The organism is Bacillus sp. B28 (assembly GCF_029536185.1).
Taxonomy (GTDB): domain Bacteria; phylum Bacillota; class Bacilli; order Bacillales; family Bacillaceae; genus Bacillus; species Bacillus halotolerans.
In genome coordinates this window covers 2,541,709-2,556,374 of record NZ_CP120511.1, presented here as the reverse complement: position 1 = coordinate 2,556,374, position 14,666 = coordinate 2,541,709, and the positions used below count along the sequence as shown (strand labels likewise).

Annotated in this window: 16 protein-coding genes; 12 read left to right on the top strand and 4 right to left on the bottom strand. The window is 42.2% G+C overall.

Features of this window, described 5'->3' with window-relative positions; translation table 11 throughout:
* Positions 1-11 precede the first annotated feature (11 nt).
* The 7 genes from P3L57_RS12645 (at position 12) to P3L57_RS12615 (ending at position 7,450) form a co-directional block, all read left to right on the top strand.
* Positions 12-824, top strand: a complete 813-nt coding sequence (locus tag P3L57_RS12645; RefSeq protein ID WP_044154519.1) for a pyruvate, water dikinase regulatory protein — start codon at positions 12-14, stop codon at positions 822-824.
* Between the two features lie 253 nt (positions 825-1,077).
* Complete coding sequence (locus P3L57_RS12640) at positions 1,078-1,572, top strand: YaiI/YqxD family protein (protein WP_024122083.1); 495 nt, start codon at positions 1,078-1,080, stop codon at positions 1,570-1,572.
* A 33-nt stretch (positions 1,573-1,605) separates the two neighbouring features.
* A complete protein-coding gene (dnaG, locus tag P3L57_RS12635) occupies positions 1,606-3,417 on the top strand; it encodes a DNA primase (protein ID WP_044154521.1) in 1,812 nt (603 codons plus the stop codon).
* 199 nt (positions 3,418-3,616) lie between these two features.
* Positions 3,617-4,732, top strand: a complete 1,116-nt coding sequence (gene rpoD / locus P3L57_RS12630; RefSeq protein ID WP_003226225.1) for an RNA polymerase sigma factor RpoD — start codon at positions 3,617-3,619, stop codon at positions 4,730-4,732.
* Positions 4,733-5,060: 328 nt separating this feature from the next.
* Positions 5,061-5,423 (top strand): cytochrome c550, encoded by a 363-nt coding sequence (gene cccA / locus P3L57_RS12625; protein WP_059335433.1) that lies wholly within the window; start codon positions 5,061-5,063, stop codon positions 5,421-5,423.
* 244 nt (positions 5,424-5,667) lie between these two features.
* Positions 5,668-6,336: a tRNA (adenine(22)-N(1))-methyltransferase TrmK gene (gene trmK, locus P3L57_RS12620; RefSeq protein ID WP_069487404.1), complete on the top strand. Its 669-nt coding sequence runs from the start codon at positions 5,668-5,670 to the stop codon at positions 6,334-6,336.
* Entirely contained in the window at positions 6,329-7,450 is a 1,122-nt protein-coding gene (locus tag P3L57_RS12615) for a Nif3-like dinuclear metal center hexameric protein (protein WP_059352363.1), read from the top strand. Before trmK ends, P3L57_RS12615 begins: the two co-directional genes overlap by 8 nt.
* 23 nt (positions 7,451-7,473) lie before the next feature.
* On the opposite strand, the gene P3L57_RS12610 is transcribed toward P3L57_RS12615, so the two are convergent.
* Positions 7,474-8,418 (bottom strand): 4-hydroxy-3-methylbut-2-enyl diphosphate reductase, encoded by a 945-nt coding sequence (locus P3L57_RS12610; protein WP_044154526.1) that lies wholly within the window; start codon positions 8,416-8,418, stop codon positions 7,474-7,476.
* Between the two features lie 123 nt (positions 8,419-8,541).
* Positions 8,542-9,249: a VrrA/YqfQ family protein gene (gene vrrA, locus P3L57_RS12605; protein ID WP_059293585.1), complete on the bottom strand. Its 708-nt coding sequence runs from the start codon at positions 9,247-9,249 to the stop codon at positions 8,542-8,544.
* 168 nt (positions 9,250-9,417) lie between these two features.
* Here vrrA and cshB point away from each other — a divergent pair, with 168 nt between their 5' ends.
* Entirely contained in the window at positions 9,418-10,734 is a 1,317-nt protein-coding gene (gene cshB, locus P3L57_RS12600) for a DEAD-box ATP-dependent RNA helicase CshB (RefSeq protein WP_044154530.1), read from the top strand.
* Positions 10,735-10,743: 9 nt separating this feature from the next.
* Positions 10,744-11,637, top strand: coding sequence for a deoxyribonuclease IV (locus P3L57_RS12595; RefSeq protein WP_044154531.1), 894 nt, complete (start codon positions 10,744-10,746; stop codon positions 11,635-11,637).
* 32 nt (positions 11,638-11,669) lie between these two features.
* Here P3L57_RS12595 and P3L57_RS12590 read toward each other — a convergent pair whose 3' ends face one another.
* Complete coding sequence (locus tag P3L57_RS12590; protein WP_024122076.1) at positions 11,670-11,924, bottom strand: DUF2624 domain-containing protein; 255 nt, start codon at positions 11,922-11,924, stop codon at positions 11,670-11,672.
* A 116-nt stretch (positions 11,925-12,040) separates the two neighbouring features.
* Between P3L57_RS12590 and P3L57_RS12585 the strand changes: the two genes are divergently transcribed.
* Together P3L57_RS12585 and zur are read left to right on the top strand one after the other, a co-directional pair.
* Positions 12,041-12,922, top strand: a complete 882-nt coding sequence (locus tag P3L57_RS12585; RefSeq protein ID WP_010334965.1) for a YitT family protein — start codon at positions 12,041-12,043, stop codon at positions 12,920-12,922.
* A gap of 141 nt (positions 12,923-13,063) precedes the next feature.
* Complete coding sequence (gene zur / locus P3L57_RS12580; RefSeq protein ID WP_010334964.1) at positions 13,064-13,501, top strand: zinc uptake transcriptional repressor Zur; 438 nt, start codon at positions 13,064-13,066, stop codon at positions 13,499-13,501.
* Positions 13,502-13,543: 42 nt separating this feature from the next.
* On the opposite strand, the gene P3L57_RS12575 is transcribed toward zur, so the two are convergent.
* Positions 13,544-14,125 carry a nucleotidase gene (locus P3L57_RS12575; RefSeq protein WP_044154534.1) on the bottom strand — a complete coding sequence of 194 codons (582 nt, stop codon included), beginning with the start codon at positions 14,123-14,125 and terminating at the stop codon, positions 13,544-13,546.
* A gap of 132 nt (positions 14,126-14,257) precedes the next feature.
* Between P3L57_RS12575 and P3L57_RS12570 the strand changes: the two genes are divergently transcribed.
* Positions 14,258-14,647: a DUF308 domain-containing protein gene (locus tag P3L57_RS12570; protein WP_082687864.1), complete on the top strand. Its 390-nt coding sequence runs from the start codon at positions 14,258-14,260 to the stop codon at positions 14,645-14,647.
* Positions 14,648-14,666 lie beyond the last annotated feature (19 nt).

The window sequence follows — 14,666 nt, the reverse complement described above, 5'->3', positions numbered from 1 at the left end:
GGGGGGATAATATGAATAACCGCATCATCTATGTTGTATCGGATTCCGTCGGTGAAACGGCCGAATTGGTAGTCAAAGCTGCATTAAGCCAATTTAACGGCTCAGCGGATGATACACATGTAAGAAGAATTCCTTATGTTGAAGACATTGGCACTATCAATGAAGTGATTTCACTTGCAAAAGCAGATGGAGGCATTATCTGTTTTACACTTGTGGTGCCGGAAATAAGAGAATATTTGATTGCCGAAGCGGAAAAAGCAAATGTTTTATATTATGATATTATCGGCCCGTTAATTGATAAAATGGAAACAGCCTACGGTTTAACGGCCAAATATGAACCGGGACGGGTCCGCCAGCTTGATGAAGATTATTTCAAAAAGGTCGAAGCGATTGAATTTGCTGTTAAATACGATGATGGGCGTGACCCACGAGGTATTTTAAAAGCTGATATCGTTTTGATCGGTGTATCGAGAACCTCTAAAACACCTTTATCTCAATATCTTGCCCACAAGCGGCTGAAGGTTGCCAATGTTCCGATTGTTCCGGAGGTTGACCCGCCGGAAGAGCTCTTTCATGTTGACCCGAAAAAATGCATCGGCCTGAAGATCAGTCCCGACAAACTGAATCATATCAGAAAAGAACGGTTAAAATCGCTTGGCCTCAATGACAAGGCCATCTATGCAAATATCAACAGAATTAAAGAGGAACTGGAATATTTCGAAAAGATCGTGGATCGAATCGGCTGCCAGGTTGTAGATGTTTCAAATAAAGCAGTAGAAGAAACAGCAAATATTATCCATCATCTCAAAACGAAAAACATGTAACTCAGGACGCTCTATCCTGGGTTTTTGACTTTGCCAAAAGGGAATAATGAAAAACAATAGCATCTTTGTGAAGTTTGTATTATAATAAAAAATTGTGATAAAATGATTAATTTTAGGTTTAAGGTTAGTGTGATACGAATAAACTATTATGGGTAAGATGTCAAGAATTTCTCCCGGAAATTTTTCGACAAATTCATATACACCCGCATTTTTGCAGGGTGTGCGATTTTGCTTGCTTTTATGCAGGAGTTTAATGGAGGGATGGAGAATTACTCTTCTTAATGAAAAAGAAAAGACGATTTTTGTCGATGCTGATGCTTGTCCCGTAAAAGACGAAATTTTACAAACAGCATCCGATTATGAAGTTCAAGTTCTTTTTGTCGCTTCATTTGAACATTACCAGCTTTCCAGAAGTCAGGAAGAAAAATGGAAGTATGTTGATCCTCATAAAGAAGCTGCTGATTTATATATCGCAAATCATGTAAAACCGGGAGATGTCGTGGTGACGCAGGATATTGGTTTAGCATCCCTGCTTGTGAACAGGAATGTCACCGTCATGTCGGAGAGAGGGCGTCTTTACAAGGAAGATACGATTGATTTTGCCCTTGAAGGCCGTCATGTTTCCGGCAAACAAAGGAGAAAAGGCATATATGCCAAAGGGCCTAAAAAATTGAATCATGAAGATCGAGAACGATTTGTTACACTGCTGCAAAAAATCCTGTCGAACGATGAAGGGATTTTGCACTAAAACATCGAATAATGTACGACGGAGTGTTATAAGATGGGAAATCGGATACCAGATGAAATTGTAGACAAGGTGCAAAAGTCGGCAGATATCGTTGAAGTCATAGGTGATTATGTTCAATTAAAGAAGCAAGGCCGAAACTACTTTGGACTCTGTCCTTTTCACGGAGAAAGCACACCTTCGTTTTCCGTATCGCCAGACAAACAGATTTTTCATTGCTTCGGCTGCGGAGCGGGCGGCAATGTTTTCTCCTTTTTGAGGCAGATGGAGGGCTATTCGTTTGCTGAGTCGGTTTCCCACCTTGCGGACAAATACCACATTGATTTTCCAGATGATATAACGGTTCACACCGCAGTCCGGCCAGAATCCTCCGGAGAACAAAAAATGGCGGAGGCTCATGAGCTTCTGAAGAAATTTTACCATCATTTGTTAATAAATACAAAAGAAGGCCAAGAAGCGCTGGATTATTTGCTTGCAAGAGGGTTTACAAAAGAGCTGATTGATGAATTTCAAATCGGCTATGCTCTTGATTCTTGGGATTTCATAACAAAATTTCTCGTCAAGCGGGGCTTCAGTGAAACACAAATGGAAAAAGCGGGTCTGCTAATCAGACGCGAAGACGGAAGCGGATATTTTGACCGTTTCAGAAACCGGATCATGTTTCCGATCCATGACCATCATGGAGCTGTTGTGGCTTTCTCAGGCCGAGCGCTTGGCAGCCAGCAGCCAAAATATATGAACAGTCCGGAAACGCCGCTTTTTCATAAAAGCAAGCTGCTTTATCATTTTCACAAGGCCCGGCTTCATATCAGAAAGCAGGAAAGAGCTGTCTTATTCGAGGGATTTGCTGATGTCATATCAGCGGTAAACTCAGGCGTAAAAGAGAGTATAGCGACGATGGGCACGTCTCTGACAGATGATCATGTAAAGATTCTGAGAAGAAACGTGGAGGAGATTATTCTTTGCTATGACTCTGATAAAGCCGGATATGAAGCCACCTTGAAAGCTGCAGAGCTTCTTCAGAAAAAAGATTGTAAAGTCAGAGTCGCAATGATCCCTGACGGATTGGATCCTGACGATTACATTAAACAGTACGGCGGAGAAAAATTCAAAAACGACATTGTCGATGCAAGCGTTACGGTAATGGCGTTTAAAATGCAATATTTCCGGAAAGGAAAGAACCTGGCAGATGAAGGCGATCGATTAGCCTACATTAAAGAAGTGCTTAAAGAAATCAGTGCGCTGTCAGGATCACTTGAACAGGAAGTCTATGTGAAACAGCTTGCTTCCGAATTTTCGATTTCCCAGGAGTCATTAACTGAGCAGCTGACTGTATTCGGCAGGCAAAACAAGCCTGCTGACAGCAGCGGTGAAACGAAAACAAGAAGAGCGCATCTGACAACTAAGGCAAGGCAAAAACGGCTGCGCCCGGCGTATGAAAATGCAGAAAGGCTTTTACTGGCGCATATGCTTCGTGACAGGGGCGTCATAAAAAAAGTCATTGACCGGGTCGGGTTTGAATTTAATATTGATGAACACCGCGCTTTGGCCGCCTATCTGTACGCTTTTTATGAAGAGGGTGCCGAGCTGACGCCTCAGCATCTTATGGCCAGGGTGACGGATGATCATATAAGCCAGATACTGTCTGATATTTTAATGCTCCAGGTTAATCAAGAACTCAGCGAGGCCGAGTTATCAGATTATGTGAAAAAAGTGTTGAATCACAGAAAATGGTCAATGATAAAAGAAAAAGAGGCGGAAAGAGCCGAAGCCGAAAGGCAAAAAGATTTTTTGAGAGCGGCATCTCTGGCTCAAGAAATCGTTACTTTAAACCGATCTTTAAAATAACCGGGACAACTGATGAGGAGCTTTCATTGGCAATGATTCCTTGCGGAGGAGCAAATAGATCGCTTGACCTCATCATGAATTGTCATTTCATTATTCGCACATTGTTAAAGGCAGTTCACATAGAAAACGCCTGAATGGACCGAATAAGAATCATACCGCTTTTAGAATTCGTTGCAAGCTTTGGAAGGAGGGATCCATAATGGCTGATAAACAAACCCACGAAACTGAATTAACATTCGACCAAGTGAAAGAACAATTAACCGAGTCTGGTAAAAAACGTGGCGTTTTGACATATGAAGAAATTGCTGAGCGTATGTCCAGCTTTGAGATTGAATCAGACCAAATGGATGAGTATTATGAATTTTTAGGTGAACAAGGTGTTGAATTAATTAGTGAGAATGAAGAAACAGAAGATCCTAATATTCAGCAGCTTGCCAAAGCCGAAGAAGAATTTGACCTTAATGACCTAAGTGTACCGCCTGGTGTCAAAATCAATGACCCAGTTCGTATGTATTTAAAGGAAATCGGCCGGGTTAACCTTCTTTCTGCAAAGGAAGAAATCGCCTATGCGCAAAAAATTGAAGAAGGTGATGAAGAATCCAAACGCAGATTGGCTGAAGCGAACCTGCGGCTTGTTGTCAGCATCGCCAAACGGTACGTCGGACGCGGAATGCTGTTCCTTGACCTGATCCAAGAAGGTAACATGGGTCTGATGAAAGCCGTTGAGAAATTTGATTACCGTAAGGGTTATAAATTCAGTACGTATGCTACGTGGTGGATCAGACAGGCGATTACACGCGCCATTGCCGATCAGGCGAGAACGATCCGGATCCCCGTTCATATGGTTGAAACCATTAATAAATTAATCCGCGTACAGCGTCAGCTATTGCAAGACTTAGGCAGAGAGCCAACACCTGAAGAAATTGCGGAAGACATGGATTTAACACCTGAAAAAGTACGTGAAATCTTAAAAATAGCACAAGAGCCAGTGTCCCTTGAAACACCGATCGGTGAAGAAGATGATTCCCATCTTGGTGATTTCATCGAAGATCAAGAGGCTACTTCACCTTCAGATCACGCGGCATACGAGCTATTGAAAGAGCAGCTTGAAGACGTGCTTGATACGTTAACAGATCGTGAAGAAAATGTATTGCGGCTTCGATTCGGTCTTGATGACGGACGTACAAGAACATTGGAAGAGGTCGGCAAGGTATTTGGAGTTACGAGAGAGCGTATTCGACAAATCGAAGCGAAAGCGCTGCGGAAACTAAGACATCCTAGCAGAAGTAAACGTTTGAAAGATTTTCTAGAATAAGATGGAACGGGTCTTGCAGATCCGTTCTTCTTTTTTTAAAAAGATATATGGATAATATGTCTTTATTTTACTGAAAAATGATGTCATTTGCAAATGAACATTGTGATGAAAAATTTCAATATACCAATCCATATTTTCTATTGTAAGCGTATACAATACATTATACAATAGAATAAAAGGAATGTTAGAGAAATAGGCATGATTTGATTCAATTTTGTATAAAGTGTGAATAAAAAACTTTTGTATGCCAATCCATTTACTTTTTGTAAAAATAAGTTAGAATTAGAAGTGTTTACATAGGGGGAAGGATCATAAAGGGGGAAGGGAAATGAAATGGAATCCGCTTATTCCATTTTTACTGATCGCTGTTTTAGGAATTGGTCTGACTTTCTTTTTATCAGTAAAGGGGCTTGATGACTCTCGCGAGATTGCGAGCGGTGGAGAAAGCAAGTCTGCTGAAAAAGATGATGCAAACGCTTCACCGGAAGATATTTACAAGGCGAATTGTATCTCGTGTCACGGGGAAAATTATGAAGGAGTTTCGGGTCCGAGTTTAAAAGGTGTAGGGAATAAAAAGGATGTCGCTGAAATCAAAACAAAGATTGAAAAAGGCGGTAATGGAATGCCTTCCGGTCTTGTTCCGGCTGATAAGCTTGATGACATGGCAGAATGGGTGTCTAAAATTAAATAATGGATGTATCTTTCTCCTTATACGTTCTCAGGCCGCCGAGATGTTCTCGACAGCCTTTTATTTTTGTCCGTCATCACATACTTGATGTTGTTCCTGCAAAGAAATAAACTGAAAATCATTCTCTCAGCTTGGATTTCGGGCTGATTTTTTATATGATAGAAAAGGAAAAAATGATTGAGAAAAGTTGTGATGACTAGTGAACGAATTAAGATTATCAAAACGATTACAAACAGTAGCGGAGTACATACCGGATGGAGCAGTAGTAGCGGATATTGGCTCTGACCATGCTTACCTTCCCTGTTATGCGGTGCTGAATCATAAAGCCAGCAAAGCTATTGCTGGAGAAATAACAGACGGTCCATTCTTGTCTGCCAAACGGCAGGTCGAAAAATCGGGCTTAAGCGCACACATAACGGTAAGGCAAGGAGACGGCCTGGAAGTGCTTCAGAAAGGTGAGGCTGACGCCATAACAATTGCCGGAATGGGCGGGTCACTGATCGCTCATATCTTAGAAGCAGGCAAAGAAAAACTGACAGGTAAAGAACGGCTTATTTTACAGCCGAATATTCATGCCGTTCATATTAGAGAGTGGCTGTATAAAGAAGGATACGCACTTATTGATGAAGTGATTCTTGAGGAAGACGGAAAGTGCTATGAGGTGCTTGTGGCCGAAGCCGGAGACAGAGATGCAGCTTATGCAGGAATTTCTTTGCCGGCCGGAATGCTCGTAGGCCCATTTTTGGCAAAAGAAAAGAATGCTGTATTTTTGAAAAAATGGACACAAGAGCTTCACCATACTCAAAACATATATGAGCAGATCAGCCGTGCTGCAACATCTGAAGATAACAAACAGAAATTGAAGGAACTAACCGATCGAATGAAGATATTAAAGGAGGTTATCGATCATGGCTAAAACGGTAAACGGACAGCAAGTCATCCAGCTGTTTGAACAATTTTCTCCGAAAGCCTATGCAGTTGAGGGCGATAAAATCGGTCTGCAAATCGGCAGTTTAAATAAACCGGTTAAAAATGTGATGGTTACGCTGGATGTATTGGAAAGCGTTGTCGATGAAGCGATTGAAAAAGATGTTGATTTAATCATTGCGCACCATCCTCCTATTTTCCGGCCGCTAAAGCATATTTCAACTGATCAGCCCGGCGGAAGGCTGATTGAAAAGTGTTTGAAGCATGATATCGCTGTCTATGCGGCTCATACTAACTTAGATGTTGCTGACGGCGGCGTAAATGATCTGCTTGCTGAGGCCTTGGAGCTGAGTGAAACTGAAGTATTGGCTCCTACTTATACCGATCCTCTTAAAAAGCTGGCCGTATACGTGCCGAAAGAATATGAGGAGCAGGTCAGAGGAGCGCTGGGAAATGCGGGGGCAGGCCATATCGGTGACTACAGCCATTGTGCGTTTTCATCTGAGGGCATTGGCAGCTTTAAGCCACTGGACGGCGCACAGCCTTTTATCGGAGAGGTAGGAGAGCTTGAGCTCGTTCATGAAGTCAGACTGGAGACTGTGTTTCCTAAAAGCATAGAAAAAGCCGTTATAAACGCAATGATAAAAAGCCATCCATATGAAGAAGTGGCTTATGATGTTTATCCTGTCGAACAGTCACCAGCTGAAAAAGGGCTAGGCCGTGTCGGAACACTTAAAAATGAAATGACGCTTCAGGAATTCGCTTTGTTTGTGAAAGACAAGCTTCAAGTGAACGGCGTCAGAATGGTGGGACAGGCTGACAGCATGGTGAAGAAAGTAGCTGTTCTCGGAGGAGATGGGAACAAGTATATCCACCAGGCAAAACGAAAAGGCGCAGATGTTTACGTTACAGGTGATCTATATTTCCATGTTGCCCATGATGCGATGATGCTTGGTCTGAATGTCATTGATCCAGGCCATTACGCTGAAAAAATCATGAAAGAAGGCGTCACAAAAAAACTGACGTCAATGTGTAAGGATAAAAAAGCAGACGTCAATATCTTTATTTCTGAAACGGATACAAATCCATTTACTTTTCTATAAAAAAAACTGAGGCTGTGAGGGCCTCAGTTTTTTGCTTTCACTTTCGGAAGGATTTTTTTAAGCGGGACATTGTGTTCGATTGTCCAAGTTGATGGGTTTTCATGATCAAACTGTTCTAAAAAGCGAATCACTTCTTTGGTGATCGGTGTCGGTGTTGAAGCTCCGGCAGTAACGGCAACGGTATTTACGCCTTTAAGCCATTCCAATTTTAATTCGCTTAGATCGCCGATTCGGTACGCTTTTGTTCCGGCTATTTCCTCTGACACTTGAGCGAGCCGGTTTGAATTGTTGCTTTTCGGGTCGCCGACAACGATCGTTAAGTCGGCCTTTTTCGCCTGTTCCGATACAGCTTCCTGCCGCACCTGAGTAGCCAGGCAAATCTCTTGGTGATATTCAACGTGAGGATATTTTTCCTTCACAAACTCCATAATATCGTGAACATCCCATTGAGACATTGTCGTTTGGTTTGTTACGATCAATTTTTCAGCTTGGATATCGAGATTTTTGACATCTTCCGGCGTTTCAACCAAGTGAACGATATCAGGCGCAACGCCAACCGCTCCTTCCGGCTCCGGATGGCCTTTTTTGCCGATATAGATTACGTGGTATCCTTTTTCTTTCATTTCTAAGATTAAATTGTGTGTTTTCGTTACATCCGGACATGTAGCATCTATTGCGACTAAACCTTTTTCTTCGGCGATTCGTCTAACCTCGGGAGAAACGCCGTGCGCTGTGAAAATGACAGTTCCTTTGTCAACCTGCTTCAGGATGTCCAGTCGATTAGCGCCGTCCAATGTATAAATGCCATCTTCCTCAAACGCATCAGTGACGTGTTTATTATGAACAATCATCCCGAGTATATAAATGGGTCTTGGCAAGCTTTTATCCAGTGCCGCGTTTTTAGCGATTACCATAGCGTCAACAACACCATAGCAATAGCCGCGCGGCGAAATTTTAATTACGTCCATTTTCGGTTGTCCTCCAATACAGAAGTGAGTAAAGGCAATATAAAAAGCCGTAATCAAACGGCTCTAATCTTGCATTCTTCTGATCTCCATTATAGCCAAACTCACTCCAGATATCAAAGAATGTTAAATATATAATCTCGGCTTTGAACTACCTGATGTTTTTTTCGAGGAAGGAGAGGGCGTTTCATTTTTCTTTGAGACAGATGTTTTTGATTCTTGTTCCTTCAAGTCCGGTGCTTCTGTTTTTTTTGCAGGTGATGAACTGCTTGCTTTTGATTTTTTCTTTTCGGCAGAGTCGCTGGACGCAGTTTTCTTTTCTGTTTCTGCACTTTCATCCGATTCTGTCTTCGTTTCTTCTTCAGTGCCCTCTGTATCATCGTTTTTGCTTAATTGACTGTAAAGCTTTATCATTGCCGGCAGATTGCGGACTAAGGGTCCGTACTGCTGGATCATAGGGGTGACTTGCTGCGCCATGCCGAGCACTTTTTGCACATTGTTGAGCATACTGGATAACGATGCCGGATTAGCGAGATTTTGAATGCCTTGCAGACCTGCTCCTCCGCCTGCGGCTGCTCCGGGGGCCCCTGTGCCTCCTGCGCCGGGCAAAAATTTGGACAGCATCCCTTTTAAGCCTGTGCCCGCCCCATTTCTTGCTCCGGCGTTTGGCTGAGGAAGAAATTGCTGCCCTGATTGCTGGAAACTTTGCTGCGGCGGACCAAATGAAGGCCTTCGCATTTCAGGCGCTGCTCTTCCCATCATGCGCTGGTTTTGCATAGGGCGGGGCGGACCCGGCTGCGGATAGTTTCTCATTGGCTGCTGCTGTGAAAACATACTTGTACCTCCTTTCAGTTCTCTCTGCTATTACAATATGCATGGGTTTCGGTATTTGCTTTCCTTATCTGAATAAAACAAACGCCTTCCAAACGTGGTGTTTTTAAGGTAAATCGGGTATAATGTGATGATGGACACATAATGTGCCGCTTTAAGGAGCTGGGAAAAATGAAAGAAACTAAATTTGATGTGTATGAATTGAAACCGTTTATTATAGATGCAGTACATCGCCTTGGTTTTTATGAACCGACTGATATTCAAAAAAGGCTGATTCCTGCTGTATTAAAAAAAGAAAGCGTCATCGGACAGTCTCAGACGGGAACCGGAAAGACTCACGCTTACTTACTGCCTTTGTTAAATAAAATTGATCCTGCTAAGGATGTCGTTCAGGTGGTCATCACGGCTCCGACGCGCGAGCTTGCCAACCAGATTTATCAGGAAGCGCTGAAAATCACGCAGGGTGCAGAAGGCGATTCGATCCGTTCGAAATGTTTTATCGGAGGCACAGATAAGCAGAAAGCCATTGATAAACTGAAAACGCAGCCGCATCTAGTCGTCGGAACGCCGGGACGGATTGCGGATTTAATCAAAGAACAGGCACTAAGTGTTCATAAAGCTGAGTCTCTTGTTATTGATGAAGCAGATTTAATGCTGGATATGGGGTTCCTTGCAGATGTTGATTACATTGGTTCACGCATGCCAGAGAATCTGCAGATGCTTGTGTTCTCTGCAACGATCCCGGAAAAGCTGAAACCGTTTTTGAAAAAATACATGGAAAACCCGAAATATGCCCACGTGGAGCCGAAACAGGTCACTGCTGCAAAAATCGAGCATATCCTTATTCCTTCAAAGCACCGTGATAAGGAAAAGCTCCTTTTCGATATCATGTCTAATCTGAACCCATACTTAGGCATTGTGTTTGCCAATACGAAAAACACTGCCGACCATATTGCCAAATATTTGATGGGCAAAGGTATGAAAATCGGACTTCTGCACGGCGGCTTAACGCCTCGTGAGCGGAAAAAAGTCATGAAGCAGATTAATGATTTGGAATTCACTTATGTAATTGCAACTGACCTCGCCGCAAGAGGTATTGATATTAAAGGTGTCAGCCATGTCATCAACTATGAGCTGCCTGATGATCTTGATTTCTATGTTCACCGTGTGGGCAGAACAGCGCGCGCGGGTTCTTCAGGACAGGCCATGACAATTTATGAGCTTTCTGATGAGGATGCATTGGTGAAGCTTGAGAAAATGGGTATTGAGTTTGATTACCTGGAGATTGAAAAAGGCGAATGGAAAAAAGGCGATGACCGCCAGCGCCGCCAAAAGCGTAAAAAGACGCCGAACGAAGCAGATGAAATCGCCCATCGTCTCGTGAAAAAGCCGAAGAAGGTTAAGCCGGGATATAAAAAGAAAATGAGCTACGAGATGGAGAAAATTAAGAAAAAACAGCGAAGAAATCAATCTAAAAAAAGAAAGTAGGGGAACCGGTTGTTGAGAATAGGTTCACACGTCTCTATGAGCGGAAAACATATGCTTCTGGCTGCGAGTCAGGAAGCAGTCTCTTACGGGGCGAACACGTTTATGATTTATACAGGTGCGCCGCAAAATACGCGCCGAAAAAAAATTGAAGACTTAAATATAGAAGCCGGCCGCGCTCACATGCAGGAAAACGGGATCGACGAGATTATCGTACACGCGCCTTATATTATTAATATTGGCAATACGGTCAATCCGGCTACGTTTGAGCTTGGTGTTGATTTTCTCCGCTCTGAAATTGAGCGGACAGCTGCTATCGGCGCGAAGCAAATCGTCCTTCACCCGGGTGCTCATGTTGGCGCAGGAGCCGAAGAAGGCATTAAAAAAATCATTGAAGGCTTAAATGAAGTCATTGATCCGAATCAAAATGTGCAGATTGCATTAGAGACAATGGCAGGCAAAGGATCTGAATGCGGCAGAAGCTTTGAAGAGCTTGCGCAAATTATTGATGGCGTGACACACAATGAGCAGTTGTCTGTATGTTTTGACACATGCCATACACATGATGCCGGCTATAATATTGTCGAAGATTTTGACGGAGTGCTGAATGAATTCGATAAAATTGTCGGTATTGACAGAATCAAAGTGCTCCATATCAATGACAGCAAAAATATCAAAGGTGCGAGAAAAGACCGTCATGAAAATATTGGCTTCGGGGAAATCGGGTTTGACGCATTGCAATATGTCGTTCATCATGAGCAATTAAAAGACATCCCGAAAATTCTTGAAACGCCGTATGTCGGTGAAGATAAAAAGAACAAAAAACCGCCGTACCGTTTTGAGATTCAGATGCTGAAAGAAAAGCAATTTGACAACACATTACTCGAAAAGATTTTACAGCAATAAAAAAAGGGGGGGTGATTGGATCCCCCCTTTTTTTAGCTTGTGAACTGTTTGAAAAGTTCATGAACGGTTTGGGCTGTTTCTTTTGAAGTAATGGATTCTACTTGTTTCAGCAGCCGCGTACGTTCCTGCTCATTAAAAATATTCACATTTTTCCCGTATAACAGGTTTGCTACTTCAACTGCCTGCGGTTTTGACAGACTGATTCCGTATTGCTTAGAGTACTTCAATAAATCTTCAGCAGTGGCTTGATTGAGCCTCTGCAAGATAATTCTTTGAAATAATATCATCGAACATTCCACCTCTCAGACATAATGTATGGGCAAATCAGTAAAATGTGTCAGCATTTCATGGTAAAATAGAGTCATAGTCTATTTAAAATAGTTATTGCAGGAAAGGAGATTTTATGACCCCAACAAAACAACACAAAAGAGAATCATTTACCCACTTTATATTCAGGGTCATCATGATTCTGATTGGAGCTGCGTCTGCGGCGGTAAGTATTGAATTATTTTTAGTCCCCAATGATTTTATTGATGGAGGCATTATCGGTGTATCACTTATTTTAGACCACCTCTTTATGTCAAACCCCTTTCTGAATTTCGCTGTATTCGTTGTCATTTTAAACATTCCTTTTATGATCTTCGGATATAAATATATCGGTAAGACCTTCCTCGTTTCTACTGTTATCGGGATTGTCGGCCTTGCCTTAATCGAATCCTCGCTTCACCACGTAGAAGCCATTACGACACAGCCTATATTGGCTACAGTATTCGGAGGTCTTTTGCTCGGCTTTGGTGTCGGGCTGGTGATTCGAAACGGTGGTTCAATGGACGGCACAGAAATTCTCGGTATCCTTCTAACGAAAAAACTGCCGTTTTCAGTTGGTGAGTTTGTGATGCTCATCAATGTATTTATCTTTATTTGGGCCGGTTTTGTGTTCGGTCCTGAGCAAGCTATGTATTCTTTCATGACTTACTACATTGCCATGAAAACCATTGATGCGGTCATCCAAGGGCTGGATGAAACAAAAGCTGTGATTATTGTCTCGGACCAGTATGATGAGATTTCCGACGCAATATTACACCGTCTCGGACGCGGAACAACAAAGCTGAAGGGAAAAGGCGGCTATACAGACGAGGAAAAAGATGTGATTTATGCAGTTGTCACAAGGCTGGAAGTGACCAAGCTCAAATCCATTGTGTTTGAAGTCGACGATAATGCATTTATTACAATTATGAATACTCATGAAACAAGAGGCGGTAAATTCAAAACCGCAATCCACTAGGCTTTCATTTACTTTTATTCATTTTATGGGTATAATTTTATCAGTAGTAAAGAAAATGGCTTGCTGGTCAGACAGCTGCCATTTTCTTTTTGATATATAAGATACGTTCGTTCATAAGCAAAGCGAAAAGGGGGGCCCTTCATGAACGTACAAGAAGCGCTGAACTTACTGAAAGAAAACGGATATAAATATACAAGCAAACGGGAAGATATGCTTCAGCTTTTTGCTGATTCGGACAGGTATCTGACCGCTAAAAATGTACTGTCTGCACTAAATGATGATTATCCCGGTTTAAGCTTTGATACGATTTACAGAAACCTTTCTTTATATGAAGAGCTAGGTATTTTGGAAACGACTGAGCTCTCCGGTGAAAAGCTGTTCCGATTTAAATGCTCATTTACTCATCATCACCATCACTTTATTTGCCTGGCTTGCGGCAAAACAAAGGAAATTGAGTCTTGTCCAATGGATAAGCTCTATGATGACTTAGATGGCTATCAGATCAGCGGGCATAAATTTGAGATTTACGGCACATGTCCAAGCTGTGAACAGGAAAAGCAAGATCAACCTTCTGCGTAAAAGTTAAGGATAGAGAAAAAGGAGCCTGATCAGGCTCCTTTTTTAATTTTTCACACGTATGAAATAATGTTTATTTTCATTTATCCATTGAACCGCTTCGAGCCAGTTGTTAACTCTAATGATATTTGAATCGGTCGGAAGCTGGTTATAAGGCGAATTGAATAAAATCACCGGTATACCGGCTTCTTTTGCAATCATCATTGCGTTTCCGTGATGATCCTCAAAAAACAAGTCGATGTCATGTTTTTTGACCGCTTCAACTTTATGATGCCCGCCCACGAGCTCTATGTGGTCATAATGGATGTTTTGTCTGTCAAACCATTCGAACGTAACATCGCTTAAATGAGTCCTTCTCGCCGTAATATAAATCAGCCGGTGCTCCTCTTTGAGGAGGTCAAGGGACTGTTTTGCATGCTGCGCAAGAAGTGCTTCTTTATATATGATTGCTTCATTTTGATTCATCCAATCCCAAAATTCTTCCTGTGTAATATGTAACAGTTTTGTTAAATCATAATCCGTCATATCGTTTAATGAAATGGAAAGATTAAACGAGCGGTTTAAATAAGGGACGAATGTATCCTGAGCCGTGATTGTGCCGTCAATATCTATTCCTAAGCGTAACATGCCCACACTCCTTCAGTTTCATCCTTTCAAGTGTAACATAAACAATTAACATTTCCAGAAAAGTTTAGCAAACATGAATCAGCAAAAATGGATCAAACTATAAAAGCTCCTTTAATAAAACAGAAGGGGGAATTGAAGGTGGCAAACGATTACGAAAAACGTGATAACAACAGTTACTATGTAGATCATGGTTCTGAAGGAACAAATATTACCCGCGACAATGATGGTTTTTTTGAGGAAACGGCTGCTGAAATTGCAGAGCCTTTCCGTGCTTCTGACCGAAGCGGTGACCAAGAGAATGACCGCAGCGGCGGAAATGTCAATGAAGGACGGGGGATAGGGTATATCGCTTTAGCCTTGTCCATTATTTCATTGTTTGTTCTTCCTGTTTTGTTGGGAGCTGCCGGTATTATTGTCGGCTATATCGCAAGAAGAAGAGGAGCCCAAAGCCTGGGTGCATGGGCTATGGGAATTGGTGTTGTCTCATTAGTGCTTGGAATATTTATTATTCCATTTTTCTAATACAAAAAAGCTTGACGGG

Bases quoted from the DNA above. Each gene is read 5' to 3' on its own strand.
- P3L57_RS12645 (WP_044154519.1), top strand. From the start codon at position 12: ATGAATAACCGCATCATCTATGTTGTATCGGATTCCGTCGGTGAAACG.
- P3L57_RS12640 (WP_024122083.1), top strand. From the start codon at position 1,078: ATGGAGGGATGGAGAATTACTCTTCTTAATGAAAAAGAAAAGACGATT.
- dnaG (WP_044154521.1), top strand. From the start codon at position 1,606: ATGGGAAATCGGATACCAGATGAAATTGTAGACAAGGTGCAAAAGTCG.
- rpoD (WP_003226225.1), top strand. From the start codon at position 3,617: ATGGCTGATAAACAAACCCACGAAACTGAATTAACATTCGACCAAGTG.
- cccA (WP_059335433.1), top strand. From the start codon at position 5,061: ATGAAATGGAATCCGCTTATTCCATTTTTACTGATCGCTGTTTTAGGA.
- P3L57_RS12615 (WP_059352363.1), top strand. From the start codon at position 6,329: ATGGCTAAAACGGTAAACGGACAGCAAGTCATCCAGCTGTTTGAACAA.
- P3L57_RS12610 (WP_044154526.1), bottom strand. From the start codon at position 8,418: ATGGACGTAATTAAAATTTCGCCGCGCGGCTATTGCTATGGTGTTGTT.
- vrrA (WP_059293585.1), bottom strand. From the start codon at position 9,249: ATGTTTTCACAGCAGCAGCCAATGAGAAACTATCCGCAGCCGGGTCCG.
- cshB (WP_044154530.1), top strand. From the start codon at position 9,418: ATGAAAGAAACTAAATTTGATGTGTATGAATTGAAACCGTTTATTATA.
- P3L57_RS12590 (WP_024122076.1), bottom strand. From the start codon at position 11,924: ATGATATTATTTCAAAGAATTATCTTGCAGAGGCTCAATCAAGCCACT.
- P3L57_RS12585 (WP_010334965.1), top strand. From the start codon at position 12,041: ATGACCCCAACAAAACAACACAAAAGAGAATCATTTACCCACTTTATA.
- zur (WP_010334964.1), top strand. From the start codon at position 13,064: ATGAACGTACAAGAAGCGCTGAACTTACTGAAAGAAAACGGATATAAA.
- P3L57_RS12575 (WP_044154534.1), bottom strand. From the start codon at position 14,125: ATGTTACGCTTAGGAATAGATATTGACGGCACAATCACGGCTCAGGAT.